Here is a 25,154-nt window from a genome sequence, read left to right as displayed (position 1 = left end):
CCCATGAAAAAAGGTATTCACCCGAATTACGTAGCGATTACTGCAACCTGTTCTTGCGGTAACGTGATCGAAACCCACTCAACTCTGGGTCACGATCTGAACCTGGACGTGTGTGGTAAATGCCACCCGTTCTTCACCGGTAAGCAGCGTGATGTTGCAACTGGTGGCCGTGTTGACCGTTTCAACAAACGCTTCAGCATCCCGGGCAGCAAGTAAGTTGCCAAAGAAAAAAGCGCCGAAAGGCGCTTTTTTTGTCTCTGCGGTTTGCCTCAGGGGCGCTATTTTTGTGATGCATCTCACAAAAATATTGCTCTGGTCAAAAAACAGGCATATTCTGTCGCCATACATCTCCTCACACTATTTGAGCGTTAAAGGATAATTTGTATGCTGACAGCCATGAAAAACGTATTTATGTCTTACCTACTCTCACTGGCAGAAGTGCATCCGGAAGTGACGCGTTTCTGATTAGCAGGTGCGATAAATTAAAAAGGGCGGAATATGATTTCCGCCCTTTTTATTGCGATCAGTATTCCCACGTATCCGGGTCAATGCCCATTTCACGCATAATCACTTTCGCCTCTTCCGGGATCTCATCGCTGCGCTCTTTGCGCAGGTCTTCATCATTCGGCAAAGGCTGGCCGGTGAACGCATGTAAAAACGCCTCGCACAGCAGTTCGCTGTTGGTGGCGTGGCGCAGGTTATTCACCTGACGACGGGTACGTTCATCGGTGAGGATTTTTAACACCTTAAGAGGAATGGACACCGTAATTTTTTTTACTTGCTCACTCTTCTTGCCGTGCTCAGCGTATGGGCTGATATATTCGCCGCTCCATTCAGCCATGAGATACCTTTAATCCTCTCAGTCATTGATCTATACCCGGTCGCGCCGGGCCGTAATTGCGCGTAGTTTACCGTAGAGTCATCGGGGTGACACCGTGTATCGCTCTGCAATATCGTACGAAAGCATATAATTTTAACGGCTATTATGCGATTGCTCAATCTATACGCAAAGAAGTTTAGATGTCCAGATGTATTGACGTCTATTATTCCAGTGTTTACTCTGTGACCTGACTTTTCATCCATTAAGCCAGGAAGCCTTCACCATGACGCGTAAACAGGCCACCATCGCAGTGCGTAGCGGATTGAACGATGACGAGCAGTACGGTTGCGTTGTCCCCCCTATTCACCTCTCCAGCACCTATAACTTCACCGGTTTTAACGAACCCCGCGCCCACGATTACTCGCGTCGCGGTAATCCTACGCGTGATGTAGTACAGCGTGCGCTGGCGGAGCTGGAGGGCGGTGCGGGTGCAGTAATGACCAATACCGGCATGTCGGCGATTCACCTGGTGACCACGGTTTTCCTTAAGCCTGGCGATCTGCTGGTGGCACCGCACGACTGTTACGGCGGCAGCTATCGTCTGTTTGATAGCCTGGCGAAGCGCGGCTGCTACCGCGTGAAGTTTGTCGATCAGGGTGATGAGCAGGCGTTGAAAGCGGCGCTGGCAGAAAAACCGAAGCTGGTGTTGGTAGAAAGTCCAAGCAACCCATTGTTGCGCGTTGTAGATATTGCGAAAATCTGTGGGCTTGCGCGGGAGGCGGGTGCGGTGAGTGTGGTGGATAACACCTTCCTTAGCCCGGCGTTACAAAACCCGCTGGCGCTGGGGGCGGATCTGGTGCTGCACTCCTGTACTAAATACCTCAACGGGCACTCCGATGTGGTAGCTGGCGTGGTGATTGCGAAAGATGAAGAGACCGTCACCGAACTGGCATGGTGGGCAAATAATATTGGCGTCACCGGCAGCGCCTTCGACAGCTATTTGCTGCTGCGCGGGCTGCGCACCCTGTCTCCGCGCATGGAAGTGGCGCAGCGTAACGCGCAGGCGATTGTCGACTTTTTGCAGACCCAGCCGCTGGTGAAAAAGCTCTACCATCCCTCCCTGCCTGATAATCAGGGCCATGAGATTGCGGCGCGTCAGCAAAAGGGCTTTGGCGCGATGTTGAGTTTTGAACTGGATGGCGATGAGCAGACACTGCGTCGTTTCCTGAGCGGATTGTCGCTGTTTACACTGGCGGAATCGTTAGGCGGGGTTGAGAGTTTAATCTCCCACGCCGCGACCATGACCCATGCGGGCATGGCGCCGGAAGCACGCGCCGCCGCCGGGATCGGTGAGACGCTGCTGCGCATCTCCACCGGTATTGAAGATAGTGAAGATTTGATTGCCGATCTGGAAAATGGCTTCCGGATCGCCGCTGAGGGGTAAACATGAGTGTGATTGCGCAGGCAGGGACGAAGGCTCGTCAGCTGCACAAATTTGGTGGCAGTAGTCTGGCAGATGTGAAGTGTTATCTGCGCGTAGCAGGGATCATGGCGGAGTACTCGCAACCAGGCGACATGATGGTGGTCTCGGCCGCTGGCAGCACCACCAACCAGTTGATCAACTGGCTTAAACTGAGCCAGACCGATCGCCTCTCTGCGCATCAGGTGCAGCAATCGCTGCGTCGCTACCAGCTCGAATTAATTAACGGTCTGTTACCTGCCGATGTAGCCGATGGCCTGACCAGCGCGTTTATCCACGACCTGGAGCATCTCGCCGCGCTGCTCGACAGCGGCATCACCGATGCCGTCTATGCCGAAGTGGTGGGGCATGGCGAAATCTGGTCCGCGCGCTTAATGGCGGCGGTGCTGAATCAGCAGGAACTTAATGCTACATGGCTTGATGCCCGCGACTTCCTGCGCGCCGAGCGCAGCGCGCAGCCGCAGGTCAATGAAGGGGCTTCGTACCCTTTACTCCAGCAGCAGCTGGCGCAGCATCCGGGCAAACGAATTGTGGTCACCGGCTTTATCAGCCGTAATGATGCGGGCGAAACCGTGCTGCTTGGCCGTAACGGCTCGGACTACTCGGCAACGCAAATCGGCGCGCTGGGCGATGTCTCGCGCGTAACCATCTGGAGCGACGTTGCGGGGGTCTATAGCGCCGATCCGCGTAAAGTAAAAGATGCTTGTCTGCTGCCACTGTTGCGTCTGGACGAGGCGAGCGAGCTGGCGCGTCTGGCCGCGCCGGTACTTCATGCCCGCACGTTACAGCCGGTTTCCGGTAGCAATATCGATCTGCAACTGCGTTGCAGCTACAACCCCGAGCAGGGGTCGACGCGCATTGAGCGCGTGCTCGCTTCCGGCACCGGGGCACGCATTGTCACCAGCCATGATGATGTCTGCCTGATTGAGTTCCTTGTGCCGTCAGGGCAGGACTTCAGGCTGGCGCACAGAGAGATCGACATTACTCTTAAGCGCGCGCAGGTGCGCCCGCTGGCGGTCGGTGTGCACGCTGACCGCAATCTGTTGCAGCTCTGCTACACCTCTGAAGTGGTCGACAGTGTCTTTAAACTGCTTGATGAGGCCGGTCTGCCGGGCGAGCTGCGTTTGCGCCAGGGGCTGGCGCTGGTGGCGATGGTCGGTGCGGGCGTATGCCGCAATCCGCTGCATAGCCACCGCTTCTGGCAGCAGTTAAAAGGGCAGCCGGTCGAGTTTATCTGGCAGTCGGACGAAGGCATTAGCCTGGTGGCCGTGCTGCGCGTTGGCCCGACCGAGAGCCTGATCCAGGGTCTGCACCAGTCGCTGTTCCGCGCGGAAAAACGTATTGGCCTGGTGCTGTTCGGCAAAGGTAATATCGGCTCCCGCTGGCTGGAGCTCTTCTCCCGCGAGCAGAGCGCGCTCTCGGCGCGCACCGGGTTTGAGTTTGTGCTGGCGGGCGTGGTTGATAGCCGTCGCAGCCTGTTAAGCTACGACGGCCTGGATGCCAGCCGCGCCCTCGCTTTCTTCAATGATGAAGCGGTAGAACAGGATGAGGAGTCGCTCTTTCTGTGGATGCGCGCCCATCCTTACGACGATTTAGTGGTGCTGGATGTGACCGCCAGCGAGCAGCTTGCTGAACAGTATCTCGATTTCGCCAGCCACGGCTTCCATGTGATCAGCGCTAACAAGCTGGCGGGCGCAAGCAAAAGCGACCGCTTCCGCCAGATCCATGACGCCTTTGAAAAAACCGGCCGCCACTGGCTCTATAACGCCACCGTCGGCGCGGGTCTGCCGGTTAACCACACCGTGCGCGATCTGCGCGACAGCGGCGATTCGATTCTGGCGATCAGCGGTATCTTCTCCGGCACGCTCTCCTGGCTGTTCCTGCAGTTTGATGGCACCGTGCCGTTTACCGAGCTGGTGGATCAGGCGTGGCAGCAGGGGCTGACTGAGCCGGATCCGCGAGTCGATCTCTCCGGTAAGGATGTGATGCGCAAGCTGGTGATCCTTGCCCGCGAAGCGGGGTATGACATCGAGCCGGATCAGGTGCGCGTCGAGTCGCTGGTGCCGACAGGCTGCGAAGCGGAGTCTGTCGATCACTTCTTTGAAAATGGTGAGGCGTTAAATGAGCAGATGCTCCAGCGCCTTGAAGCCGCCCGCGAACTGGGACTGGTGCTGCGTTACGTTGCCCGTTTCGATGCCAATGGCAAAGCGCGTGTTGGCGTTGAAGCGGTGCGCCCGGAGCATCCGCTTGCTGCGCTGCTGCCGTGCGATAACGTCTTTGCTATTGAGAGCCGCTGGTATCGTGATAACCCGATGGTGATCCGCGGGCCGGGCGCAGGCCGGGATGTCACCGCTGGCGCTATTCAGTCCGATATTAATCGCCTCGCACAGCTACTGTAGCCCTGGCTTCAACTCCTCTTCCGCACCGGAAGGGGAGTTTTTCCCGCCCCATGAAACTTTTTCATCTTCGCTGAAAACTCCTCACGCACAATCACGATATTTCTGTTGACGCTTTGTACGATTTCCGTCATTTTTACATCTGGACGTCTAAACGTATAGAAGTTCACTCACCCTGGATAATGACTTGTGATTGATGAGGTAAGGTATGAGCTTTTTTCACGCCAATCAGCGGGAAGCCCTGAATCAGAGCCTGGCGGAAGTTCACGGCCAGATTAACGTCTCCTTTGAGTTTTTCCCGCCGCGCACCAGTGAAATGGAACAGACCTTATGGAACTCCATCGATCGCTTAAGCAGCCTGAAGCCGAAATTTGTTTCGGTCACATACGGCGCGAACTCCGGCGAGCGCGACCGTACGCATAGCATTATCAAAGGGATTAAAGATCGCACCGGGCTGGAAGCGGTGCCGCATCTGACCTGCATCGACGCCACGCGTGATGAGCTGCGCACTATTGCGCAGGATTACTGGAACAACGGCATTCGCCATATCGTTGCTCTGCGCGGCGATTTACCACCGGGCGGCGGAAAGCCAGAGATGTATGCCACCGATCTGGTGAGCTTGTTAAAAGAGGTGGCAGATTTTGATATCTCCGTCGCCGCTTACCCGGAAGTGCACCCGGAAGCGAAAAGCGCGCAGGCCGACCTGCTCAACCTGAAGCGTAAAGTCGACGCGGGAGCCAGCCGCGCGATCACGCAATTTTTCTTTGATGTTGAGAGCTACCTGCGCTTTCGCGATCGCTGCGCCTCAACCGGTATCGACGTCGAGATCATTCCCGGCATTTTGCCGGTCTCCAACTTTAAGCAGGCGAAAAAGTTCGCCGACATGACCAACGTGCGCATCCCGGCGTGGATGTCGCAAATGTTCGCCGGGCTCGATGACGATGCGGAAACCCGCAAGCTGGTCGGCGCGAATATCGCGATGGATATGGTGAAGATCCTCAGCCGCGAGGGGGTAAAAGATTTCCACTTCTATACCCTGAACCGCGCCGAAATGAGCTATGCCATTTGCCATACCCTGGGCGTGCGCCCGGCCTGTAACGTTGCCGTCTGACGCTTTATCCCGTCGGCTGAGGGCGCTTGCGCCGCGGCCTCTTTACAGGCTCAGGCTGCCAAAAGCGCGTTGCCAATCCTGCTCGAACTTCTCGACGGCGGATTCAACGGCGGGCGTATTGAGCATCTGTTTCGCGACATCGACCGGCAGGGTAATCGCCTCGCAACCGGCCAGAAGGCAGTCGAGCGCCTGGCGCGGCGTTTTAAAACTCGCCGCCAGCACTTTGCTCTGTGGCGCATGCAGGCTCAGCAGGGTTTGTAGCTCCTGCACCATACGCACACCGTCGCCGCCCTGCGCATCGACACGGTTAACATAGGGCGCGACATATTTCGCCCCAGCCAGCGCCGCCAGTAAGCCCTGCGCCGCGCTATAGACCGCCGTACCGAGCGTGACGATCCCCTCTTTTTTCAACTGCTTAATCGCCGCCAGCCCTTCGCCAGTCACCGGGATTTTAACCACGATACCCGGCAGCGCGTGATGAAGCCTTTTCGCCTCGCTCACCATGCCTTCTGCATCGCGGCTCATCACCTGGGCAAAGAGCGTCCCATTCGCACCAATCGCCTGCTGCAGGCGCGGTAACACCTCCTGGATCGGGATTTTACCGGCGGCAATAATGCTCGGATTGGTGGTGACGCCTGCCAGCGGATAGATGCGTGCAAGGCGCTCCACTTCCGCAATATCGGCTGTATCCAGATAGAGTTCCATCCTGCTTCCTCATTAATTCAGTCTGGCAAAAGCATACGGTCTGCGGTGCGGCGGGAGCTATATAACAATTCTGCCAAACACTGGACAAATGTACGCATGAGGTTGAAGTGCGACAGCGCTCACAAAATACGATTTAGCCTGATATAAAAAGGCTCAAGGCCAGGGGCGCAGATGAGATGCAGGGATAAAAGCGTACAAAAATCCAGTGTTAACGTTATTTGTCGCGTAGCTGGCTGTGGTAGTGCTGGCGATATTCGGAAGGCGAGCGCTCGGTGTTTTTACGGAACAGGCGGCAGAAGTAGTTGCTGTCGACAAACCCGCAGCTGTGCGCCACCTCTTTAATTTTCAGGTCGTAGCCTTTGAGCAGCGTTTTCGCATGCTCCAGACGGGTATGGGTCAGGTATTCACTAAAGCCGACCGCGCCGGTTTTCTGGAACAGATGAGAGAGGTAATTGGGAGAGATGTAGAACGCCTGCGCGACCGACTCGCGGGTGAGCGGCATGGCGTAATGTTCATCGATATAGTCACGAATGGCTTCAAACAGCGCCTGGCTGCGCGATGCGGTATGGATCTGGCTGCCGAGCAGATCGTGGCAGTGGCTTAGCAGGCTGGTGACAATCAATCGTGCCGTGTGCTGCTCATCCGGCTGCATCTGCATCTCATGCAGCGTTTGTAGCAGGAATGAACCCACGCGCGGGCCGCGCCGGGCTACATGCTGCCGGGTCAGCGTCTGGAGCGTGGCGCCATCCCACTGCGTAAGGCTAAAGCAGAGTTGCTGTTTGCCAAACAGCACGCTTAAGCTCTTCGCCGGGGCCAGCCAGCGCGGGCAGTTCCAGCCGCCAGCGGGAACGTACAGCACGTCATGCTGCATCATTAACGCCGTCTCGCCGGCGATCGCTGCATCGGTTAGCGCCCCCTCCAGCACAATCTCCAGCCGCGGGAAATCGAGCTGGCAGGCAAGCGCAGGCGCGGCTGCGTTCACTGCCGCAAAACGGATCTGCCCAAGCGTTAGCGGGCTGTGGATCAAGCGGGAGAGGAGAGGCGCAATATCGTGGCTCATGATGTTCCTGCAACAAAAAAACAGGCTCACCATAGCGCCAGGCTAAAAAAAAAGCCATCCCGATAGGATGGCTTTATACGCTTACTGGTTGGCGGGGAGATCGCCATACGGCAGTGCGTCGTAATCCCGTAGCGCGTTTTTCTTGTACGGGTTACCGATCCAGCGCGTGACTTCAACAAACTGCGGGTTGACCACCGAGCGTGTCGGGTCATAGCCGTCATAGCGCAGGCCTGCTAAATCAGACCAGGTGTGGATCAGCTGCGAGCTGCTGTATTTGCGGTTGAGATCGGCGGAGAAATCCCGCGGATGCGCCGCTTGCCACTTGTCCGAGGTCCAGAGGATAAACGGAATGGTGTACATATGGCGCGTCGGCTCCGCTTCGTTACGTCCCTGAATATTGTGCGGCGGCGTGTCATACACCTCTTCGCCATGATCGGAGAAGTAGAGCAGGAAGCCGTTCGGGTCGGTCGCTTTGTAGTCATTAATCAGCGAGGAGACAACATGATCGTTAAAGCGGTTGGCATCGTCATAGTTGTTGTAGGTCTCGGATTGATCGGCATCCAGCCCCGGCGGTTGATGATCGTGCTTATCCGTAAACTTGCCCCAGCCTTGCGGGTAGCGGAAGTCGTATCGAATATGTGTACCGAGCAGGTGCACAATGATGAACTTCTTCGGCGCAGGATCGGCGAGCACGGTTTTAAACGGCTTCAGCACGTTGGTGTCATATTCGCGGGCGCTCTGCGTACGCTGCTGGTTCATATAGAACTGCACATCCGTCTGTTTTGAAAAGACGGTCAACATGGTGTTGCGCTCGGTCATCGTCTGCTGGTTAGTGATCCAGAAGGTTTTGTACCCGGCCTGCTTCATCATGTTCATCAGCGAGGGCTGCGTCAGATAGAGATCGGGATGCTGCTCATCGGCGAATGTCAGTGCCTGTTGCAGAATCTCGATAGTATAGGGGCGTGACGTAACCACGTTAGTAAAGAGGCTCATCCGCGGGTCGCTTTTATGCAGCGCATCCAGCTCCGGCGTGGTTTCGCGCGGGTAGCCATACAGGCTCATGCGGCCACGCTGCGTCGACTCACCAATCACCAGCACCAGTGTGCGCGGCGCATCGCCCGATTCATCTTTCAGGTTCGCCAGCGGTGGCAGGGCATGGTTGCTGTCGAGCAGCCTGTTGAGGCTATTCAGCTGATTACGATACTGCACATAGCCCATCACCAGTTGCCACGGCGCGGCAGGCTCCAGCTTGGAGGCTAATCCTGAGGAGGCCTTAGCGAGGTTCTGCTTATATTTCAGCATGTTTATCGCAATCGGGTTGAGGATTAGCCCATACAGCAGGGCGAATGAGACGACCCAGCGCCACGGGTTAGGAATGTAAACCGGGCGCAGGCGAGTCCACAGGAGGATCGCGCCCGCAGTGTAGGCCAGCGCAATCAGCACCAGTTTCAGGCTGAAGTATTGACCTAAAAACTCGCTCGCTTCATGGGTGTTGGTTTCAAACATCACAAACAATACGCTCTGCGAGAACTCCTGCCCGTAGATGACGTAATAGGAGAGCATCGACAGCGACGTGGCCCACAGCACCACGCCAATGGTCGCCGCGATGGCGCGCGTATAGCGTGGGAAGAGGAAGACCGGGATTAGCCACAGTGAGCTGAACAGAATAGAGTCGCGAAAACCATTGGTGCCGCTGTATCCGCTAACCAGGATAGCGACCTGCAGAACCGTGGAGAAGTACCAAAAATAGAGCAGAGCCCATCCAAGGGCTTTCATACTAAACGGCTGTTTAGTATGAGATTGTGTGGAGCGCATACGAAGTGCCTGTGCGAATAAATAGCGCTAAAACATAGCGGCTAAAGCTTAAGCAAACCTGAATGTCACTATTCAGGCGGGTTTGTTTTGGTGAAGACTCATCAGGATGTGAGAATTTCGCGAGGAATATAAGGAATGTGAAGGATATATGACAATCAAAATTTGCAGCATTTTTACCCAAAAGATAAAAATGCTGCAATCGGTTAACAAAAATGGGGCGAGGGCATTAGCCGGTGTTACGCATCCCGGCGGCGACGCCCGCGATAGTCACCATCAGCGCTTGCTCAACGCGGCTATCCGGCTCTTTCTGCTCCTCTTCCGCCAGACGCGAGCGTTGCAGCAACTCGGCCTGCAGTACGTTGAGCGGGTCAGTGTAGATATTGCGTAACTGGATAGATTCGGCAATCCACGGCAGATCGGCCATCAGATGGGAGTCGTTGGCGATATCCAGCACCACTTTGATATCAGCCGCCAGCAGCTTACGCAGCTCTTTGCCCAGCGGCCACAGCTCCGGTTTCACCAGCCGCTGATCGTAATACTCTGCCAGCCACAGATCCGCTTTCGAGAAGACCATCTCCAGCATGCCAAGGCGCGTGGAGAAGAATGGCCAGTCGCGGCACATCGCTTCCAGCTCGCTCTGCTTGCCATCTTCCACCACTTTTTGCAGCGCTGCGCCCGCGCCGAGCCAGGCCGGCAGCATCAGGCGGTTCTGCGTCCAGGCGAAGATCCACGGAATGGCGCGTAGCGACTCGACCCCGCCGGTCGGGCGACGTTTTGCCGGACGCGAGCCCAGCGGCAACTTGCCCAGCTCCTGCTCCGGTGTCGCCGAGCGGAAGTAGGGGACAAAGTCTTTGTTTTCGCGCACATAGCCGCGGTACATCTCGCAAGAGATCGCCGACAGCTCATCCATGATGTGACGCCATTCGGTTTTTGGCTCCGGCGGCGGCAGCAGGTTGGCTTCCATAATCGCGCTGGTGTAGAGGGAGAGGCTGCTGATGGTTACTTCCGGCAGGCCATATTTAAAGCGGATCATCTCGCCCTGCTCGGTGACGCGCAGACCGCCTTTCAGGCTGCCGGGCGGTTGCGAGAGCAGTGCCGCGTGTGCCGGTGCGCCGCCGCGGCCGATAGAGCCACCGCGACCGTGAAACAGCGTTAGCTCAATGCCCGCTTTCTCGCAGGTTTTGATCAACGCGTCCTGCGCCTGGTACTGCGCCCAGCTTGCGGCCATCACGCCCGCATCTTTCGCGGAGTCGGAGTAGCCAATCATCACCATCTGTTTGCCCTGAATAAAGCCGCGATACCAGTCGATATTGAGCAACTGGCTCATCACGTCATTGGCATTGTTCAGGTCATCGAGGGTTTCAAACAGCGGGGCAACCGGCAGCGCGAAGCCGATACCGGCCTCTTTCAACAGCAGATGCACGGCCAGCACGTCGGACGGCGTCTTCGCCATGGAGATCACATACGCGGCAATCGATCCGCGCGGCGCTTCGGCGATCACCCGGCAGGTATCGAGCACTTCGCGGGTCTCTTCGCTCGGCTCCCACTGGCGCGGCAGCAGCGGACGTTTGGAGTTAAGCTCGCGGATCAGGAAGGCCTGTTTGTCGGCTTCCGACCAGCTTTCGTAATCGCCGATGCCAAGGTAGCGGGTCAGCTCGCCCAGCGCTTCGGTGTGACGGGTGCTCTCCTGGCGAATGTCGATACGCACCAGCGGCACGCCAAAACTCTTCACGCGGCGCAGCGTATCAAGCAGTTCGCCGTTGGCGATAATGCCCATGCCGCAGGCTTGCAGGGATTTGTAACAGGCGTAGAGCGGCTCCCACAGCTGCTCGTTTTGCGTCAGCAGCCCGGCAGGCTTCGGCAACTTCTGCCCTTTCAGGCGCGCTTCCAGCCAGCTCTGCGTAGCAATCAGATCGCCGCGCAGCTTTTTCATCAGGTAACGATAGGGTTCGCGAGCACCTTCGGCTCCGGCCAGTTCGCGCAGTTCGTCGGTACACTCGACCATCGACAGCTCGGAAATCAGCAGCTGGATATCTTTCAGGAAGAGATCGGTCGCTTTCCAGCGGCTGAGCAGCAGCACGTGGCGGGTGATATCGGCGGTAACGTTTGGGTTGCCGTCGCGGTCGCCGCCCATCCAGGAGGTAAAGCGTACCGGGACAAAATCGACCGGCAGCTTGTAATTGAGGTTCTCTTCCAGCTGTTCGTTCAGTTCGCGCAGGTAGTTCGGCACCCCTTCCCAAAGGCTGTTTTCCACCACCGCAAAGCCCCACTTTGCTTCATCGACCGGGCTTGGGCGGTTGCGACGGATCTCATCAGTGTGCCAGGACTGGGCAATCAACTGGCGCAGACGGCGCATCAGCTGGTGGCGCTCATAATCGGCAATATCGCTGTTATCGAGCTGTTTTAAACAGGCATTCACTTCCACCATCTTGTGGATCAGAGTCCGACGCGTGATCTCGGTCGGGTGCGCGGTCAGCACCAGCTCCAGCGAGAGGGATTCAATTGCATTGATAATGGTGGATTCGTTGAGATGAGGTTGGTCTTTCAGCTTTCTGATGGTGCGGGCAATCACTTCCGGGTTGCTGGCCGCTTCACCTTTCGCTGAAATGCTGTGGTACTGCTCGGCCGTATTCGCCAGATTCAGAAACTGGCTGAATGCGCGGGCCACCGGCAGCAGCTCATCATTGGAGAGATTCTGCAAGGTGTTGAGCAGTGCCTGGCGGTCGGTTTCATTGCCGGCGCGAGAAGATTTGGACAGCTTACGGATTGTTTCGACGCGGTCGAGAATGTTCTCGCCCAGTGCATCCTTGATGGTATCTCCCAGCAGTTTGCCGAGCATACTGACATTACTACGCAACGCGGAATATTGTTCGTTCATGTTACCCCAGACACCCCATCTCATTTTATTTTGTTATACCCGCCGTTGAGCAGATATAAGACACCGTCTTTTATAAAGCCACGTAAAACTCACTACGTCAATTGCGGCGAAATCGGTTCAGCAATCGAATAAATCACGGGAATTTATGAAAGTTAACACCCTTCGCTGCAGATAAGTTTCGCTTATGAAGTGCACGCTTTTGGCGCATAAAAATCCCCTCAGCAGAGGGGATGATTCATCTGTTTTGTCGCGCTTAATGCCAACAGAAATGGTGCACAACCTGGGTAATAAGCTCGCGCGTGGGCTTAATAAAGCGCGTTTCCAGGTATTCATCCGGTTGGTGAGCCTGGTTAATGGAGCCAGGGCCGAGTACCAGCGTCGGACAGAGCGTTTGAATAAACGGCGCTTCGGTGCAGTAGTTCACCACTTCCGTTTCGACGCCGAGCAGTTTTTCCACCACCTCAACCAGTTGATGATCCGGCGGACATTCGTAACCGGGGATCGGCGGATGGAGTTCAAAGACATTCAGGCGGCCTGGCCAGCGGGAACTGACCGGCTCCAGCGCTTCATTAAGCAGCCCGTTGAGATCGTCGAGCGTCATCCCCGGCAGCGGGCGAATATCCATATGTAATTCACAGCAGGCGCAGATCCGGTTTGCCGCATCACCACCATGAATATGACCCAGGTTAAGCGTCGGATAGGGAACGGTGAACGCCTCATAGTGATAGCGCTCTTTCAGGTTGTCGCGCAGATTAAGAATATGGCCGATGGCATCGTGCATCAGCTCAATGGCGTTGACGCCGCGCGCCGGATCGCTTGAGTGGCCGGACTGGCCGAGAATGCGGATGGCGTTGGAGATATGGCCTTTATGGGCGCGAACCGGTTGCAGTGACGTCGGCTCGCCGATAATGGCGCAATCCGGGCGCAGCTGCGTATTCTCCGAGAAGTAGCGCGCCCCCGCCATGCTGGTCTCTTCATCGGCGGTGGCGAGGATGTAGAGCGGCTTGCTCAGTTTTGTCACATCGACGTCACGCAGGGCATCAAGAATAAAGGCGAAAAAGCCTTTCATATCTGCCGTGCCGAGGCCGTACAGCTTGTTATCGTGCTCGGTAAGCGTGAAGGGATCGCGCGTCCAGCGCCCGTCGTCAAACGGTACGGTGTCAGTATGGCCGGTCAATAACAGACCGCCGGCACCGCTGCCGACGCTGGCAAGCATATTGAATTTGTTACGTGTGCCGGGTACCGGCTGCACTTCAACAGTGAACCCAAGATCGCCAAACCATCCTGCCAGCAGATTGATTAAAGACGCATTACTCTGATCGAGCGCTTCTTCCGTTGCGCTGATCGACGGAGTGGCAATCAGGGCGCGGTAGATCTCGATAAATGGCGGCAAATTCATTTTCATTGTTGACATACCTGAGTTCGTGATAGTATCAATATTCATGCAGTAAATATGCATAAAAATACAATAATGCTGAGCGTATGGGAACCCGTAAGGCGACTTTGCTCAGCGATGCGGGAGGGAGAACGCGCCCTTCCAGATCCGAACATGACGTAAGAAGGTAGACCGCCCCGATGTTGAACACACTAATTGTGGGTGCCAGCGGTTACGCCGGCGCAGAACTTGTGTCCTATGTAAATCGCCATCCTCATATGAACATAACCGCTTTGACGGTTTCTGCGCAAAGTAATGATGCAGGAAAATGTCTCTCCGATTTACATCCGCAGCTGAAGGGCATTGTCGATCTGCCGCTGCAGCCGATGGCCGATATCAAGGATTTTCTTACCGGCGTGGATGTGGTGTTCCTCGCGACCGCGCACGAAGTGAGCCACGATTTGGTGCCGGATTGCCTGGCGGCCGGCTGCGTAGTGTTCGATCTCTCTGGCGCCTTCCGCGTCAACGATCCCGCGTTTTATGAAACCTTCTATGGCTTTACCCATCAGCATGCCGATCTGCTCGAAAAAGCGGTTTACGGCCTGGCGGAGTGGAACCATGACAAAATCAAAGAGGCGCAGCTGGTTGCCGTGCCGGGTTGCTACCCGACGGCCGCGCAGCTCTCCTTAAAACCGCTGATCGATGCGGGCCTGCTGGATCTTAATCAGTGGCCGGTGATCAACGCCACCAGCGGCGTCAGCGGCGCAGGGCGCAAGGCCGCGCTCTCTAACAGCTTCTGTGAAGTGAGCCTGCAGCCGTACGGCGTCTTCAACCATCGCCATCATCCGGAAATCGCCACCCACCTCGGTACTGACGTGATCTTCACGCCGCACCTGGCAAGCTTTCCGCGTGGAATTCTGGAAACCATCACCTGCCGCTTAAAACCTGGCGTGACCCATGCGCAAATCACAGCCGTGTTCAAGCAGGCTTACGATGGTAAACCGCTGGTTCGGCTGTATGAAAAAGGCGTCCCGGCGCTGAAAAATGTGGTTGGCCTGCCGTTCTGCGATATCGGCTTTGCCGTGCAGGGCGAACACCTGATTGTGGTCGCGACGGAAGATAACCTGCTGAAAGGTGCGGCGGCGCAGGCGATGCAGTGTGCCAATATTCGTTTCGGCTATGCTGAAACCCAGTCTCTTATCTAATCGAACAGGCGTGATGATGAATCCATTAATTATTAAGCTCGGTGGCGTACTGCTGGATAGCGAAGAAGCGCTGGAGCGTTTGTTTACCGCCCTGGTGCAGTACCGCGAAGCCCATCAGCGTCCGCTGGTGATCGTTCACGGCGGCGGCTGCGTGGTGGATGAGTTAATGAAGCAGCTCAATCTGCCGGTGAAGAAGAAGAGTGGCCTGCGTGTGACGCCTGCCGATCAGATTGACATTATTACCGGCGCGCTGGCGGGCACCGCCAACAAAACGCTGCTGGCGTGGGCGAAGAAACACCATATCGCCTCGGTAGGGCTGTTCCTCGGCGATGGCGACAGCGTCAGTGTCACCCAGCTGGATGAAGAGCTTGGTCATGTGGGGTTAGCGCAGCCGGGCTCGCCGAAGCTGATTAACACCCTGCTTGAGGGCGGTTTCCTGCCGGTCGTCAGCTCCATCGGCGTGACTGATGAAGGCAAGCTGATGAACGTTAATGCCGATCAGGCGGCAACGGCGCTGGCATCGACGCTTGGCGCGGATCTGATTCTGCTCTCCGACGTGAGCGGTATTCTTGATGGTAAAGGCCAGCGCATCGCCGAGATGACCGCGGCTAAAGCGGAGCAGCTGATTGCGCAGGGCATTATTACCGATGGCATGATCGTGAAAGTAAATGCGGCACTGGATGCGGCGCGCACGCTGGGTCGTCCGGTGGATATCGCCTCCTGGCGTCACGCTGAGCAACTGCCGGCGCTGTTTAACGGTACGCCGATCGGCACACGTATTCTCGCATAAAAGCGCCCGGCGCCCGTTCGGGCCTGGGTGAACTGAATCTGTAGGCCGGATAAGCGCAGGCGCCATCCGGCAAAACGTAGAAAAGAGGGAAGCATATTATGGCACTTTGGGGCGGGCGTTTTACTCAGGCAGCGGATCAACGGTTCAAACAGTTCAACGACTCTTTGCGCTTTGACTACCGCCTGGCGGAGCAGGATATCGTTGGCTCTGTGGCCTGGTCCAAAGCGTTAGTCACCGTTGGCGTGATGAGCGAAGCCGAGCAGCAGCAGCTTGAAGAGGCGCTGAACACCCTGCTGGAAGAGGTGCGCGCCAACCCGGAGCAGATCCTGCAGAGCGACGCGGAAGATATTCATAGCTGGGTGGAAGGGAAGCTGATCGATAAAGTGGGTCAGCTTGGCAAGAAATTGCATACCGGGCGCAGCCGTAACGACCAGGTCGCCACCGATCTGAAACTGTGGTGCAAAGAGACCATCAGCGAACTGCTGCTGGCGAACCGTCAGCTGCAGAGCGCGCTGGTGGTGACCGCAGAGAACAATCAGGACGCCGTCATGCCGGGCTATACGCACCTGCAGCGTGCCCAGCCGGTCACCTTTGCGCACTGGTCTTTGGCTTACGTTGAGATGCTGGCCCGTGATGAGAGCCGTTTGCAGGATGCGCTGAAGCGTCTGGATGTCAGCCCCCTGGGCTGCGGCGCGCTGGCGGGCACTGCCTATGAGATTGATCGCGAACAGCTCGCGGGCTGGTTAGGTTTTGCGTCGGCCACCCGTAATAGCCTGGACAGCGTTTCCGACCGCGATCACGTGCTTGAACTGCTCTCCAGTGCTTCGATTGGCATGGTGCACCTGTCGCGTTTCGCCGAAGATCTGATCTTCTTCAACTCTGGTGAAGCGGGTTTTGTTGAGCTTTCCGATCGCGTCACTTCCGGCTCATCTTTGATGCCGCAGAAGAAAAACCCGGATGCGCTGGAGCTGATCCGCGGTAAATGCGGTCGTGTTCAGGGCGCGCTCACTGGCATGATGATGACGCTGAAAGGGCTGCCGTTGGCCTACAACAAAGATATGCAGGAAGATAAAGAGGGGCTGTTCGACGCGCTTGATACCTGGCTTGACTGCCTGCATATGGCGACACTGGTGCTGGATGGTCTTCAAGTGAAACGTCCGCGTTGCCAGGAAGCGGCGCAGCAGGGTTACGCGAACGCGACCGAGCTGGCAGATTACCTGGTCGCCAAAGGCGTGCCGTTCCGTGAAGCGCACCACATTGTGGGTGAAGCGGTCGTGGAAGCGATTCGTCAGGGTAAGCCGCTGGAGGAGCTGGCGCTTGCCGACCTGCAACAGTTCAGCACAGTGATTGGTGACGATGTTTACCCAATCCTTGCCCTGCAATCTTGCCTGGATAAACGCGCGGCGAAAGGGGGTGTTTCCCCGACGCAGGTTGCGCGGGCGATTGCTGAGGCAAAAGCGCGTCTTGTGTGAGATAAGCGTGGAAACGAGATGAGCCTGGCGTAACGCCGGGCTTTTTTGTATGCAAAAAAAAGCGGACACAAAGGTCCGCAAAACGTTCACGTTGGCTTTAGTTGTACAGAGAGAAACGGTAGAGAAGAGGGGGACTGGTTAGGGTGAAACACAGTACCACTACGTTTCCTGGAGCCAATTATTGTACAGAAGGCTTGATAGGGATAATCGTTCATTGCTATGCTATCTATCGCCATGAACTATCGTGGCGACGGAGGATGAAGATGAATATTCGTGATCTTGAATACCTGGTGGCATTAGCGGAACACCGCCATTTTCGCCGTGCAGCCGACTCTTGCCACGTCAGCCAACCTACGCTGAGCGGGCAGATCCGCAAACTGGAAGATGAACTGGGCGTAATGCTGCTTGAGCGCACCAGCCGCAAGGTTCTCTTTACCCAGGCCGGATTGCTGCTGGTGGACCAGGCGCGCACGGTACTGCGCGAAGTCAAGGTGCTCAAAGAGATGGCAAGCCAGCAGGGGGAAACCATGTCCGGCCCGCTGCACATTGGGCTGATCCCGACTGTAGGCCCCTATCTGCTGCCGCATATTATTCCGCTGCTGCATCAAACCTTCCCGAAACTCGAGATGTATCTGCACGAAGCGCAGACGCAGCAACTGCTGGCGCAGCTTGATAGCGGCAAGCTCGACTGCGCGATCCTCGCGCTGGTGAAAGAGAGCGAAGCCTTTATTGAAGTGCCGCTGTTTGACGAGCCGATGATGCTGGCTATTTACGAAGATCATGCCTGGGCGAACCGCGAATGCGTGCCGATGGCCGATCTGGCGGGTGAAAAGCTGCTGATGCTGGAAGATGGGCACTGCCTGCGCGATCAGGCGATGGGCTTCTGCTTCGAAGCGGGCGCGGATGAAGATACCCATTTCCGCGCAACCAGCCTGGAAACGCTGCGTAATATGGTCGCGGCAGGAAGCGGCATCACGCTGCTGCCAGCGCTTGCCGTACCGCGCGAGCGTAAACGTGATGGCGTGGTCTACTTACCGTGCATTAAGCCGGAGCCGAAGCGTACGGTTGGGCTGGTTTATCGACCAGGCTCGCCGCTGCGCAGCCGCTATGAGCAGCTGGCAGAGGCCATCCGCGGCGCGATGGATGGCCATTTCGATAATGGCTTAAAACAGGCGGTTTAAGCCGTTCAGTGCCGCTACCCGATAGGCTTCCGCCATGGTTGGGTAGTTGAAGGTGGTGTTAACGAAGTACTCAATGGTGTTACCGCCACCTTTCTGCTCCATAATCGCCTGGCCGATGTGAATAATCTCGGCTGCGCGCTCGCCAAAGCAGTGGATCCCCAAAATCTCTTTGGTTTCGCGGTGAAACAGAATCTTCAGCGTACCGATATTCATGCCCACGATTTGTGCCCGCGCGAGGTGTTTAAACTGTGCACGACCCACTTCATAAGGCACTTTCATGGCAGTGAGCTGCTGTTCGGTTTTACCGACGGAGCTGATCTCCGGAATGGTGTAGATGCCGGTCGGAATATCCTCAATCAGATGCGCGGTGGCTTCACCTTTGATCATCGCCTGCGCGGCGATACGCCCCTGATCGTAAGCCGCTGATGCCAGGCTCGGATAACCAATCACATCGCCCACGGCGTAGATGTGTGGCAGCGCGGTCTGGTACATGCTGTTGACCTTCAGCTGACCACGGCTATCCGCTTCCAGCCCGATATTAGCAAGCTGAAGGCTGTCGGTATTCCCGGTGCGGCCGTTCGCGTAGAGCAGGCAGTCCGCTTTCAGCTTCTTCCCCGATTTCAGGTGCATGATGACGCCATCATCTAATGGCTCGATGCGCTCATACTCTTCGTTGTGGCGAATCACCACGCCGCTGTTCCAGAAGTGGTAGGAGAGGGAGTCAGACATCTCCTGATCGAGGAACGCCAGCAGGCGATCGCGGGTGTTGATCAGGTCTACCTTCACATTCATACCGCGGAAAATCGACGCATATTCACAGCCAATAACCCCTGCACCATAGATAATTACGTGTCGGGGTTCGTGGTGCATATCAAGAATCGAGTCGCTGTCGTAGACGCGCGGGTGCGCGAAGTCGACATCATCCGGGTGATAAGGGCGCGAGCCGCAGGCGATGACAAACTTCTCTGCCGTCAGCGTTTCGACGGTGCCATCATGACACTCCAGCGCCAGCGTGTGGTCATCAATAAAGTGCGCGTTGCCTTCCAGAATGTCGCAGTGGTTACGCTCATAAAAACCCTGACGCATACGCGTTTGCTGGTTAATCACGCTTTCGGCATGGTTCAGGATGTCGGAGAAAGAGGAGCGAAGAAGGCGGGAATGGTCGCTGTAGAGCGGGTTCTGGTTAAACTCGATAATGCGGCTGACTGCGTGACGGAGCGCTTTCGAGGGGATGGTGCCCCAGTGCGTACAGCCGCCGCCGACATTGTGGTAGCGCTCAATAACCGCTACCCGGGCTCCCTGTTTAACGAGACCCATGGCTGCACCTTCGCCGCCGGGACCGGAGCCTATCACTATTGCATCGTAATCGTAGGAATGTGGCATGGTAAGGCTTACCTGTTCTTATACATAAAAGCAACATAATACTAACATTAACCGCGGGATAACCCAATTATCACTGTGCTTTTTTCCGCTGAAAAAGAAGAATCTGCGCGTAAACAATCCGTCACAATCCAGTACAATCGGTTTGGATTTATTCTCTGGTATAGTGCCAGCGGGCCCCTGGAAGGATTCAAACATCGTGATGGGTGTAAGAGCGCAACAAAAAGAGAGAACGCGGCGGTCACTGGTTGAAGCCGCATTCAGCCAACTGAGCGCTGAGCGAAGTTTTACCAGTCTGAGCCTGCGGGAAGTGGCTCGTGAAGCGGGCATTGCGCCAACGTCATTTTACCGGCACTTCCGCGACGTGGATGAACTCGGTCTGACGATGGTCGATGAGAGCGGACTGATGCTGCGCCAGCTGATGCGCCAGGCGCGCCAGCGGATCGCCAAAGGCGGCAGTGTGATCCGCACGTCGGTCTCCACTTTTATGGAGTTTATCGGTAATAACCCGAACGCCTTTCGGCTACTTTTACGTGAGCGCTCAGGAACGTCAGCCGCGTTTCGTGCAGCGGTCGCGCGCGAGATCCAGCACTTTATTGCGGAACTTGCCGATTACCTCGAACTCGAAAACCATATGCCGCGCGCCTTTACGGAAGCGCAGGCTGAAGCGATGGTCACCATCGTCTTTAACGCCGGTGCGGAAGCGCTGGACGTGAGCGCAGAGCAGCGCAAACAGCTGGAAGAGCGGCTGGTTTTACAGCTGCGTATGATTTCAAAAGGCGCATATTACTGGTATCGCCGCGAACAGGAAAAAATGGCGCAACAACCGACGAGTGAAGGATGAATGATGAAACAGTCAGGTCAAGATAAAGGTACGCTGCTGCTGGCGCTGATCGCCGGTTTGTCCATTAACGGCACGTTTACCGCCGTGTTTAGCTCCCTCGTACCCTTTTCGCTCTTTCCCATTATCTCGCTGGTGCTGACGATCTACTGTCTGCATCAGCGCTACCAGAATCGCACTATGCCGGTGGGTTTACCGGGTCTTTCCGCCGCCTGCTTTATTCTCGGTGTGCTGCTCTACAGTGCCGTGGTACGCGCGGAGTATCCGGATATGGGCTCTAACTTCCTGCCCGCTCTGCTGGCGGTGATTCTGGTCTTCTGGATTGGCTTTCGCCTGCGCAACCGCAGTCGTCAGTACGAAGCCTCCGATTCTGAGTAAACGTTAAGCCGGAGGGCGTTTGACACCTCCGGCATCGCGATTACTTGCGCGTCAGCAGGACGCCGCACTCCATATGGTGCGTGTAGGGGAACTGGTCAAACAGCGCCAGGCGTGAAACCGTATGCGTCTGGCTTAAGGTTTCCAGGTTTTTGCATAACGTTTCCGGGTTGCAGGAGATATACAGGATGCGCGGGTAGGCCTGCACCATCTTCTCCGTCTCTGCATCCAGCCCGCTGCGCGGGGGATCGACGAAAATCGTTTCGCACTGGTAGCTCTGCAAATCAATACCCTGTAAGCGGTTAAAGGCACGCACGCCGTTCATCGCCTGAGTAAACTCCTCCGCCGACATGCGGATAATCTGCACATTATCAATGTGGTTCGCTGCGATGTTGTACTGCGCCGCTGCAACCGAAGGTTTAGCAATCTCTGTCGCCAGTACGCGATCGAAATTGCGCGCCAGCGCCAGTGAGAAGTTGCCGTTACCGCAGTAAAGCTCCAGCAGATCGCCTTTCGACCCACGCGTCACATCCAGCGCCCACTCTAGCATCTGAATATTCATTGCCGCATTCGGCTGGGTGAAGCTGTTCTCCACCTGGCGGTAGATCATCTCCTGACCATCAACCGGCAGGCGCTCATCAACGAAATCCTGGTCCAGCTCGATTTTGGTTTTGGTGGCGCGGCCAATAATCTGCACATTCAGGTTCTGCGCGCGTAACGCGTCGCGCAGGCGCGTGGCCTCTACCAGCCACTCGGCATCCAGTTTCTTGTGATAGAGCAGGGTGATGATCGCCTGGTTGCTCAGGGTGCTCAGATAATCAATCTGGAAGAGTTTATGGCGCAGGGTTTTGTTATCGCGCACCGCATCAATCATCACCGCCATTAACTGACTGATCAGCTCGCTTGCCGCCGGGAAGCTGTCGACACGGATACGCGATTTGGTCTGCTGATCGAAAATGATGTGGTAGAGATCGTCCCCGTCGTGCCAGATACGGAACTCGGCGCGCATACGGTAATGGCTGACAGGCGAGCGGAACACCTCCGGAAGCGGCGCGGAAAAAGGCGTCATCAACGATTGCAGACGTACGACTTTTTCGGCCAGTTGGGCTTCGTACTGTTCTGTCGGCAGGTGTTCTGGGGTCATGATGCTTCCTGAGAGATTATGAATAACGCGGGGATTGTAGGGATTGCTCACGGGATGTCCAGCCCGGGGCGCAACGAAATAGTCTCTTAGCAGTCTGGACATCTATATGTAACGGAATGTAGCATCCTTTTTCCGGTCCTGTGAGTTAAAAGGGAATCCAGTGTAAATCTGGGGCTGACGCGCAGCGGTAAGGATAAAGGTGAGAGGCCAGACACTGCCTGCGGGTGGGAAGTCGCCTCTTGTAGTACCTCCAAGCCCGAAGACCTGCCGGCATACGTCGCATCTGGTTGTCATCATCGCGAGCTACTGATGGAACCTGCGGCATCCTTCTTATTATGTGGATGCTTACATAATGATAAAAAAAGCTTCGCTGCTGACGGCGCTCTCCGTCACGGCGTTTTCCGGCTGGGCGCAGGATAGCGGTCAGGATCAGTTAGTGGTGACAGCAAACCGTTTTCAACAACCGCTTAAAACCGTGTTGGCACCGACGGAAATTGTTACGCGTGAAGATATCGATCGCTGGCAGTCGCGCTCACTGATAGAGGTTCTGCGCCGCCTTCCGGGCATCGATATTTCGCAAAGCGGCGGTATCGGGCAGCTCTCTTCTGTCTATGTGCGGGGTACGGAAGCCAAACACCTGCTGCTGATGATTGACGGTGTGCCGGTTGGCCGTTCCGGCATCAGCAACAGCCCCGAACTGAACCAGATCCCGCTCTCGCTGGTGCAGCGCGTGGAGTACATCCGCGGGCCACGCTCGACGGTGTATGGCTCTGGCGCAATTGGCGGCGTGGTTAACATCATTACCCTGGCGGGCGATGAGAAATCACAAATTAATGCTGGCATCGGTTCGAAGGGGTATCAAACCTACGACGGTACAATGCGCCAGCGTTTTGGTGACACGGTGGTAACTGGGTCGGCTTCCTATACCGGCACGCGTGGATTTAACGTTCAGCCCGATTCCAGTTGGGATCATGATCAGGACCGCGACGGCTACCGGAACAAAACCTTCTGGGGTAGCGTACAGCATACGTTTAACGACAATTTTGACGGCTTCTTCCGCGGGTATGACTTCAGTAATAACGTGGATTATGACCTCGGCAGCCCGCCCTTTTCGCCGGAATACAGCGCTGATGAGCGCCAGCTCTATGCCCAGGGCTGGGATACCGGACTCAACTTCCGCCATGATATTTACTCTTCTCAGCTGCTGGCGAGCTATCAAAAAAGCAAAGACTACAACTACAGCAGCATCTATGGTCGTTATCACACGGGCACGACGCTGGATGAACTGGAGCAGCGCTACATTCAGTGGGCAAATAACGTTGATATCGGCAAAGGTTCGGTTGGCGCGGGCGTGGACTGGAAGCAGGAGCGGCTGGTGTCGTCCAACGAGACCAGCCGCGATGCCTACGATCGCGATAATACCGGGCTCTACCTGACAGGAATGAAGCAGTTAGGCGATGTGACGCTTGAGGCGTCTGGTCGTGAAGATAAAGATGATTCATTTGGCTGGCATGGCACCTGGCAGACGGCAGCAGGGTGGGAGTTTGTACCGGACTATCGCCTTACTCTCTCTTACGGCACGGGATTCCTTGCACCGTCGCTGGGCCAGCAGTTTGGCGCGAAGCGGTTTGGCATTGCCTCGAATCCAGACCTGAAGCCGGAAGAGTCGAAACAGTGGGAAGCAGGTATCGAGGGGCTTACCGGTCCGCTGGACTGGCGTCTCTCGGCGTACCGCTATGAGATAGAGAACCTCATTGATTACAGCAATCAGGCTTATATCAATGTTAAGTCAGCGACTATCAAAGGTGTTGAGTGGACCGGCGATATCAGTACGGGCATTTTCTCACACCGCGTCACTCTGCAATATATTGACCCGCGTGATGATGAAACCCACGACGTTTTGCAGCGTAGAGCGCAGCGTCAGGCGAAGTACCAGCTTGACTGGTCTGTATATGATGTCGATTTGGATCTTGCATGGGAGTATTTCAGTAAGCGTCACGATTATACAACGGGCGAGAAACGTATTCTGCCAAGTTATAGCACCGTCGATTTTTCTGCCTCATATCCTGTAACCTCTCACCTGACAGTTCGTGGTAAAATCGCCAACCTGTTCGATAAAGAGTACGAGACAGCATATGGTTACCAAACTGCAGGACGGGAATACACCTTGTCTGGCAGCTACACCTTCTGACGCGCGGCCCACCGTGCTGGTGTTTGACTCCGGCGTCGGTGGGCTTTCCGTGTATGACGAGATCCGGCAGCTCCTGCCGGACTTGCACTATATCTACACTTTCGACAACGTCGCGTTTCCCTATGGTGAGAAGAGCGAGGAGTTTATTGTTGAGCGTGTTGTCGAGATTGTTTCCGCCGTTCAGGCGCGCTACCCCCTCTCTCTGGCCATTATTGCCTGTAACTCGGCAAGCACCGTTTCGCTACCCGCGCTGCGTGAGAAGTTTACCTTTCCGGTAGTGGGTGTGGTGCCGGCGATCAAACCTGCGGCACGGTTAACGGCAAACGGCATCGTAGGCTTGCTGGCGACGCGCGGCACGGTGAAGCGTCCTTATACGCATGAATTGATCGCGCGCTTCGCTAATGAGTGCCGGATCGAAATGCTGGGGTCCGCTGAACTGGTGGAGCTGGCCGAGGGCAAACTGCACGGTAAGCCTGTGCCGCTTGAGGAGTTGCGCCGTATTCTGCGCCCATGGCTACGGATGAAGGAGCCACCAGACACCGTGGTGCTGGGCTGCACTCACTTTCCACTATTACAAGAAGAGCTGTTGCAGGTGCTGCCGGAAGGGACGCGGCTGATTGATTCAGGTTCGGCGATTGCGCGGCGTACCGCCTGGCTGCTGGAGCATGAAGCGCCGGAGGCTAAATCTTTTGACAATAATATTGCCTACTGCATGGCGCTGACGCCTGAAACTGTACAATTACTGCCCGTTTTGCAGCGCTATGGCTTCGAAAGGCTCGAAAAACTGGCTGTTTAACGCTGTTTTGCGCAAAAAAGAGACGGTTGAAAAGTTTTTTGAAATTAGGGGTTGTCAGCAGGAATTAACGCCCTATAATGCGCCTCCACTGACACGGCACAACGGCAAACACACCGGCCTGTCAGGTGAAGAAATCTGA

Annotated in this window: 20 protein-coding genes and 1 riboswitch; of the genes, 12 read left to right on the top strand and 8 right to left on the bottom strand. The window is 56.1% G+C overall.

What is annotated here, in order from left to right; genetic code table 11:
• Positions 1–3 precede the first annotated feature (3 nt).
• Positions 4–216, top strand: a complete 213-nt coding sequence (gene rpmE, locus PU683_RS19385) for a 50S ribosomal protein L31 (protein WP_023479344.1) — start codon at positions 4–6, stop codon at positions 214–216.
• A 307-nt stretch (positions 217–523) separates the two neighbouring features.
• Here rpmE and metJ read toward each other — a convergent pair whose 3' ends face one another.
• Complete coding sequence (metJ, locus tag PU683_RS19380) at positions 524–841, bottom strand: met regulon transcriptional regulator MetJ (protein WP_023479337.1); 318 nt, start codon at positions 839–841, stop codon at positions 524–526.
• A 262-nt stretch (positions 842–1,103) separates the two neighbouring features.
• Here metJ and metB point away from each other — a divergent pair, with 262 nt between their 5' ends.
• The 3 genes from metB to metF all read left to right on the top strand — a co-directional run bounded on the left by metB (position 1,104) and on the right by metF (position 5,807).
• Positions 1,104–2,264, top strand: a complete 1,161-nt coding sequence (metB, locus tag PU683_RS19375) for a cystathionine gamma-synthase (protein WP_277174172.1) — start codon at positions 1,104–1,106, stop codon at positions 2,262–2,264.
• A 2-nt stretch (positions 2,265–2,266) separates the two neighbouring features.
• Positions 2,267–4,699: a bifunctional aspartate kinase/homoserine dehydrogenase II gene (locus PU683_RS19370; protein WP_277174171.1), complete on the top strand. Its 2,433-nt coding sequence runs from the start codon at positions 2,267–2,269 to the stop codon at positions 4,697–4,699.
• A 205-nt stretch (positions 4,700–4,904) separates the two neighbouring features.
• Entirely contained in the window at positions 4,905–5,807 is a 903-nt protein-coding gene (metF, locus tag PU683_RS19365) for a methylenetetrahydrofolate reductase (protein WP_277174170.1), read from the top strand.
• A gap of 42 nt (positions 5,808–5,849) precedes the next feature.
• Here metF and fsa read toward each other — a convergent pair whose 3' ends face one another.
• From fsa to argE, 5 genes are all read right to left on the bottom strand, one after another.
• On the bottom strand, positions 5,850–6,512 hold the full coding sequence (fsa, locus tag PU683_RS19360) for a fructose-6-phosphate aldolase (RefSeq protein WP_277174169.1): 663 nt from the start codon (positions 6,510–6,512) through the stop codon (positions 5,850–5,852).
• Between the two features lie 214 nt (positions 6,513–6,726).
• Entirely contained in the window at positions 6,727–7,572 is an 846-nt protein-coding gene (locus tag PU683_RS19355) for a helix-turn-helix transcriptional regulator (protein ID WP_277174168.1), read from the bottom strand.
• Between the two features lie 81 nt (positions 7,573–7,653).
• Positions 7,654–9,387: a phosphoethanolamine transferase CptA gene (locus PU683_RS19350; protein WP_277174167.1), complete on the bottom strand. Its 1,734-nt coding sequence runs from the start codon at positions 9,385–9,387 to the stop codon at positions 7,654–7,656.
• Between the two features lie 226 nt (positions 9,388–9,613).
• Positions 9,614–12,265: a phosphoenolpyruvate carboxylase gene (gene ppc, locus PU683_RS19345; RefSeq protein WP_277174166.1), complete on the bottom strand. Its 2,652-nt coding sequence runs from the start codon at positions 12,263–12,265 to the stop codon at positions 9,614–9,616.
• Between the two features lie 253 nt (positions 12,266–12,518).
• Positions 12,519–13,670 carry an acetylornithine deacetylase gene (gene argE, locus PU683_RS19340; RefSeq protein ID WP_277174165.1) on the bottom strand — a complete coding sequence of 384 codons (1,152 nt, stop codon included), beginning with the start codon at positions 13,668–13,670 and terminating at the stop codon, positions 12,519–12,521.
• 170 nt (positions 13,671–13,840) lie between these two features.
• On the opposite strand from argE, the gene argC reads away from it, so the two are divergent.
• From argC to oxyR, 4 genes are all read left to right on the top strand, one after another.
• Positions 13,841–14,845 carry an N-acetyl-gamma-glutamyl-phosphate reductase gene (gene argC, locus PU683_RS19335; RefSeq protein WP_277174164.1) on the top strand — a complete coding sequence of 335 codons (1,005 nt, stop codon included), beginning with the start codon at positions 13,841–13,843 and terminating at the stop codon, positions 14,843–14,845.
• 13 nt (positions 14,846–14,858) lie between these two features.
• The gene (argB, locus tag PU683_RS19330) at positions 14,859–15,635 is read left to right on the top strand and encodes an acetylglutamate kinase (RefSeq protein ID WP_277174163.1); all 777 of its coding nucleotides are present in this window, start codon (positions 14,859–14,861) and stop codon (positions 15,633–15,635) included.
• 98 nt (positions 15,636–15,733) lie between these two features.
• Positions 15,734–17,107, top strand: coding sequence for an argininosuccinate lyase (gene argH, locus PU683_RS19325; RefSeq protein ID WP_277174162.1), 1,374 nt, complete (start codon positions 15,734–15,736; stop codon positions 17,105–17,107).
• 263 nt (positions 17,108–17,370) lie between these two features.
• A complete protein-coding gene (gene oxyR, locus PU683_RS19320) occupies positions 17,371–18,288 on the top strand; it encodes a DNA-binding transcriptional regulator OxyR (RefSeq protein WP_277174161.1) in 918 nt (305 codons plus the stop codon).
• Here oxyR and sthA read toward each other — a convergent pair.
• Positions 18,271–19,671: a Si-specific NAD(P)(+) transhydrogenase gene (sthA, locus tag PU683_RS19315; RefSeq protein WP_277174160.1), complete on the bottom strand. Its 1,401-nt coding sequence runs from the start codon at positions 19,669–19,671 to the stop codon at positions 18,271–18,273. The genes oxyR and sthA overlap by 18 nt on opposite strands.
• A gap of 196 nt (positions 19,672–19,867) precedes the next feature.
• Here sthA and fabR point away from each other — a divergent pair, with 196 nt between their 5' ends.
• Positions 19,868–20,512: an HTH-type transcriptional repressor FabR gene (gene fabR, locus PU683_RS19310; protein ID WP_034812619.1), complete on the top strand. Its 645-nt coding sequence runs from the start codon at positions 19,868–19,870 to the stop codon at positions 20,510–20,512.
• 3 nt (positions 20,513–20,515) lie between these two features.
• Positions 20,516–20,887, top strand: a complete 372-nt coding sequence (locus PU683_RS19305; RefSeq protein ID WP_277174338.1) for a YijD family membrane protein — start codon at positions 20,516–20,518, stop codon at positions 20,885–20,887.
• Between the two features lie 40 nt (positions 20,888–20,927).
• Here the strand turns inward: PU683_RS19305 and trmA are convergent, their stop codons facing one another.
• On the bottom strand, positions 20,928–22,028 hold the full coding sequence (trmA, locus tag PU683_RS19300; RefSeq protein WP_277174159.1) for a tRNA (uridine(54)-C5)-methyltransferase TrmA: 1,101 nt from the start codon (positions 22,026–22,028) through the stop codon (positions 20,928–20,930).
• A 116-nt stretch (positions 22,029–22,144) separates the two neighbouring features.
• A riboswitch (cobalamin riboswitch) is annotated at positions 22,145–22,314 on the top strand.
• 66 nt (positions 22,315–22,380) lie between these two features.
• Here trmA and btuB point away from each other — a divergent pair.
• Both btuB and murI read left to right on the top strand, forming a co-directional pair.
• A complete protein-coding gene (gene btuB / locus PU683_RS19295; RefSeq protein WP_277174158.1) occupies positions 22,381–24,219 on the top strand; it encodes a TonB-dependent vitamin B12 receptor BtuB in 1,839 nt (612 codons plus the stop codon).
• A complete protein-coding gene (gene murI, locus PU683_RS19290) occupies positions 24,164–25,015 on the top strand; it encodes a glutamate racemase (protein WP_277174157.1) in 852 nt (283 codons plus the stop codon). The genes btuB and murI overlap by 56 nt, the downstream gene beginning before the upstream one ends.
• The last annotated feature ends 139 nt before the right edge of the window (positions 25,016–25,154 follow it).

Source organism: Candidatus Kosakonia sp. 282A-S69 (assembly GCF_029433855.1).
Classification (GTDB): Bacteria; Pseudomonadota; Gammaproteobacteria; order Enterobacterales; family Enterobacteriaceae; genus Kosakonia; species Kosakonia cowanii_A.
The sequence above is the reverse complement of the archived record's forward strand: the minus strand, read 5'-3'. Positions and strand labels throughout refer to the sequence as shown.

Excerpts from the sequence above, each read along its gene's own strand:
- rpmE (WP_023479344.1), top strand. The coding sequence starts at position 4 with ATGAAAAAAGGTATTCACCCGAATTACGTAGCGATTACTGCAACCTGT.
- metJ (WP_023479337.1), bottom strand. The coding sequence starts at position 841 with ATGGCTGAATGGAGCGGCGAATATATCAGCCCATACGCTGAGCACGGC.
- metB (WP_277174172.1), top strand. The coding sequence starts at position 1,104 with ATGACGCGTAAACAGGCCACCATCGCAGTGCGTAGCGGATTGAACGAT.
- PU683_RS19370 (WP_277174171.1), top strand. The coding sequence starts at position 2,267 with ATGAGTGTGATTGCGCAGGCAGGGACGAAGGCTCGTCAGCTGCACAAA.
- metF (WP_277174170.1), top strand. The coding sequence starts at position 4,905 with ATGAGCTTTTTTCACGCCAATCAGCGGGAAGCCCTGAATCAGAGCCTG.
- fsa (WP_277174169.1), bottom strand. The coding sequence starts at position 6,512 with ATGGAACTCTATCTGGATACAGCCGATATTGCGGAAGTGGAGCGCCTT.
- PU683_RS19355 (WP_277174168.1), bottom strand. The coding sequence starts at position 7,572 with ATGAGCCACGATATTGCGCCTCTCCTCTCCCGCTTGATCCACAGCCCG.
- PU683_RS19350 (WP_277174167.1), bottom strand. The coding sequence starts at position 9,387 with ATGCGCTCCACACAATCTCATACTAAACAGCCGTTTAGTATGAAAGCC.
- ppc (WP_277174166.1), bottom strand. The coding sequence starts at position 12,265 with ATGAACGAACAATATTCCGCGTTGCGTAGTAATGTCAGTATGCTCGGC.
- argE (WP_277174165.1), bottom strand. The coding sequence starts at position 13,670 with ATGAAAATGAATTTGCCGCCATTTATCGAGATCTACCGCGCCCTGATT.
- argC (WP_277174164.1), top strand. The coding sequence starts at position 13,841 with ATGTTGAACACACTAATTGTGGGTGCCAGCGGTTACGCCGGCGCAGAA.
- argB (WP_277174163.1), top strand. The coding sequence starts at position 14,859 with ATGATGAATCCATTAATTATTAAGCTCGGTGGCGTACTGCTGGATAGC.
- argH (WP_277174162.1), top strand. The coding sequence starts at position 15,734 with ATGGCACTTTGGGGCGGGCGTTTTACTCAGGCAGCGGATCAACGGTTC.
- oxyR (WP_277174161.1), top strand. The coding sequence starts at position 17,371 with ATGAATATTCGTGATCTTGAATACCTGGTGGCATTAGCGGAACACCGC.
- sthA (WP_277174160.1), bottom strand. The coding sequence starts at position 19,671 with ATGCCACATTCCTACGATTACGATGCAATAGTGATAGGCTCCGGTCCC.
- PU683_RS19305 (WP_277174338.1), top strand. The coding sequence starts at position 20,516 with ATGAAACAGTCAGGTCAAGATAAAGGTACGCTGCTGCTGGCGCTGATC.
- trmA (WP_277174159.1), bottom strand. The coding sequence starts at position 22,028 with ATGACCCCAGAACACCTGCCGACAGAACAGTACGAAGCCCAACTGGCC.
- btuB (WP_277174158.1), top strand. The coding sequence starts at position 22,381 with ATGATAAAAAAAGCTTCGCTGCTGACGGCGCTCTCCGTCACGGCGTTT.
- murI (WP_277174157.1), top strand. The coding sequence starts at position 24,164 with ATGGTTACCAAACTGCAGGACGGGAATACACCTTGTCTGGCAGCTACA.